The sequence below is a fragment of the Zoogloea ramigera genome (assembly GCF_006539865.1).
Lineage (GTDB): Bacteria > Pseudomonadota > Gammaproteobacteria > Burkholderiales > Rhodocyclaceae > Zoogloea > Zoogloea ramigera.
Window position 1 is genome coordinate 1 of the sequence record NZ_BJNV01000141.1, and the last position, 3554, is coordinate 3554.

Annotated in this window: 1 protein-coding gene; it reads left to right on the plus strand. The window is 72.2% G+C overall.

Annotation, left to right across the window (positions count from 1 at the left end; genetic code table 11):
- Nucleotides 1-3554, plus strand: a 3554-nt coding sequence (locus ZRA01_RS20020; RefSeq protein WP_174851636.1) for a beta strand repeat-containing protein, incomplete at both ends; no start/stop codon positions are given.

The following is a 3554-nucleotide window of genomic DNA, read 5'->3' on the forward strand; positions in this document are numbered from 1 at the left end:
GGCTGGACACGGCGAGCGCCATCGGCGCTGCAGCGGGCAGCACCCTGACCTTGAACAATCCGCTGACCGGCCCGGGCGGCCTCGCCAAGGTGGACAGCGGCAGGCTCGACCTGACGGCCGGCAGCAGCTATGCGGGCGGCACGACGATTGAGGCCGGCACGCTGGTCGCGCAGCACGCCAGTGCCCTCGGCGGCGGCGGGGTGCTGGTCAACGACGGGGCGTCGCTGCTGATCGACAGCGTGACGCTGACCACCGGCGGGCTGACCCTCAACGGCCGCGGCGTGGGCGGCGCCGGTGCGCTGCAGGGCACCGGCACGGCGGGCCATTCGGGTCCGGTCACGATTGCCACGGCAAGCGCCATCGGTGCCCCCACGCTGGCAGACATGCTGACCTTCGACAGCCCGGTGACGGGCCCGGGCAGCCTGAGCAAGGTGGGGCTCGGCGTCGTCGAGCTGTGGGGCAACAACAGCTACGCCGGCGGCACCACGATTGAGTCGGGCACGCTGCGCCTGCTGAGCGGGGCCAGCCTGTCAGGCGGGGGCGCGGTGAGCCTGACGGGCACCGGCATTTTCGACCTCAACGACACCCGCCAGTCCATCGGCAACCTGGCGGGCGCGATCGGTACGCAGATTGCGCTGGGCAGCGGCGGGGCCGGTGGGCTAACCGTCAACCAGACGAGTGATGGCAGCTTCGCCGGGGTGATCAGCGGCAGCGGCTCCGGCACGGGGGCGCTGAACAAGCTCGGTTCGGGGACGCTGACGCTCTCTGGCGCCAACACCTTCACCGGCCTAACCCGGGTTTCGGAGGGGGTGCTGAGGGTGTCGAACCCCAACGCGCTGGCGGCCGCATCGAGCCTGCTCGTCACCAATACAGGCACCTTCGAGATCGACGGGGTGGCGTTCAATTCGCTCGCCTCGCTTACCCTCACCGGCGACCAGGCGGGGCTGGAGACCCTGGCTGGCCGGGGCGCGGCGTCTTACGCCGGTACGGTCACGCTGCTTGGCCTCGGCAGGGTGGCGGCGGCCGGTGCGTCGGACGCGCTGACCCTGAGCGGGCATATCGATGGCCATAGCGACGCCGGTGCCAACCCGGCGCTCACCAAGGCCGGTGCGGGCACGGTGACGCTGTCCGGTATCAACAACGGCTACGCCGGCGGCACCACGATCGCGGCCGGAACGCTGGTCGTACAGCAGGCCGACGCCCTCGGGAGCGGCACGGTGACGGTCAATGACGGGGCGACCCTCGAGATCGACAACGTGATGCTGGCCACCGCTGGGCTGACCCTCAACGGCAGCGGCGTGGGCGGCGCTGGCGCGCTGCAGGGCGTCGGTGCGGCGGGCCATGCGGGCCCGATCACGCTGGCCACGACGAGCGCCGTCGCGGCGCCCACGCTGGCAGACACGCTGACGTTCGACAGCCCTGTGACGGGCCCGGGCAGCCTGAACAAGCTGGGGCTCGGCGTCGTCAATCTGTGGGGCAGCAACCGCTACGCCGGCGGCACCACCATCGCGGCGGGCACGCTGCGCCTGCTGAGCGGGGCCAGCCTGCCGGGCGGCGGCGCGGTGAGCCTGATGGGCACCGGCATCCTCGACCTGAACGACACCAGCCAGACCATCGGCAATCTCTCCGGCGAAGCAGGCACGCGCATTGCCCTCGGCAGCGGCAACCTGACGGTGAGCCAGGGCAGCGCCGGCAGCTTCGCCGGGCGCGTGGACGGCAGCGGCAATCTCACCAAGCAGGGCACGGCGAGGCTGAGCCTGTCGGGCGCCAACACCACCTACAGCGGCACCACCCGGGTGCTGGCGGGCACGCTGACGGCAACCGGCAGCGGGAGCGCGCTGGGGAGCGGGGCGGTGCAGGTGTCCGGCGGCGCAACCCTGGAGATCGACAATGTGGCGCTCAGCACCGGCGGGCTGACCCTCAACGGGCGCGGCGTCAGCGGGGCCGGCGCGCTGCGGGGCAGCGGCACTGCGAGCCACACCGGCACGGTCACGCTGGCCACGGCGAGCGCCATCGGCGCGGCGACCTTGACGGACACGCTGAGCTTGAACAATCCGGTCACGGGGCTGGGCCTGACCAAGGTCGGCAGCGGCACCGTCAACCTCTCGGGCAGCAACCGCTACGTCGGCGGCACGACGATCGAGGCGGGTACGCTGCGCCTCCTCGGCGGCGCGACGCTGCCGAGCCTGGGTGCGGTAAACCTCACCGGCTCGGGCATCCTAGACCTGAACAACACCAACCAGAGCATCGGCGATCTCGCTGGCACGGTCGGCACGCGCATTGATCTGGGCAGCGGTGACCTGACGGTGACGCAGGCTGCCGCCGGCAGCTTCGCCGGGCGTGTGGCGGGCAGCGGCGACCTCACCAAGCAAGGCACGGCGCAGCTCAGCCTGTCGGGCGCCAGCTCCGGCTACAGCGGCACGACCCGGGTGGAGGCCGGCACGCTGGTGGCAACGGGCAGCGGCAGCGCGCTGGGCACGGGGGCGGTGCAGGTGTCCGACGGGGCGACGCTCGCGCTCGACGACATCACGCTGGGTGTCTCGTCCATTAGTCTGCAAGGGCATGGTGTGGGTGGGCTGGGTGTGCTCACCGGGACGGGGGCTGCGGCGTATGCCGGCTCGCTGGCCCTGGACGGGCCGGCCAGCATCGGCGTCGCCGCGGCGGGCGACACCCTGAGCCTGGGCGGTGCCGTGTCGGGCGGCGCGCTGGCCCGCCTGACCAAGCTCGGTGCCGGAACGCTGAGCCTCTCCGCCGCCAGCCCTTACGCCGGTGGCACGACGATCAGCGCCGGCCATCTGGTGGCGGCGGGCAGCGGCGCCCTGGGTTCGGGGGCCGTGCGGGTCGCGGGCGGCGCCCTTGACGTCGGCGCTGCGACGCTCGGCAATTCGATCGTGCTTGCCGGGGGCGCGCTGAATGCCGTCGGGTCGGCACTCTTGACGGGCGCGGTATCCCAGCTGGCGGACAGCCGGATCTCCGCTGCGCAGGCGCCCGCCTCGCTGACCCTGCAGCAGGCTTTCGCGGGGGGCGGGCACACGCTGAGTGTCGCCGGTCCGGGGCGCGTCAGCCTTGCCGGCGGTGCTGCCGGGCTGGCCAGCATCGTTCAGGACATGGGCAGCGAGCTCCGGCTCGGGGATGGCAAGAGCATCATTTCCAGCGGCGCGCAAATCTACAGCGGCGTCGTCAAAGGGCTCAACGCCACCCTTGCCAGCACCGCCCTGAACGCGATCGCGGCGACTGGTAGCGGGAACGATTTCACCGGTACGCTGCACGTCACGGCCGGCGACACGACGCTCTCGGACAGCAATGCGCTGTCCGTGGTCCTCGACACAGGTGCCACGAAGCTGACCGCCGGCCAGGCGCTTGCGGTGAGCGGCACCGCGGCCAGCCTCGTCACCGACTCGGAGGCGCTGGTGTTTGGCGACACCTTGGTGACGGGCAATGGCAGTTTCACGGTGCGCGGTGCGGTGTCCCAGCTGGCGGGCCAGGCGCTGCAGGTCGACGGCGCGACCACCGTCGACGCCACCGGGCAGACGGTGAGTCTGACGGAGGCGGCC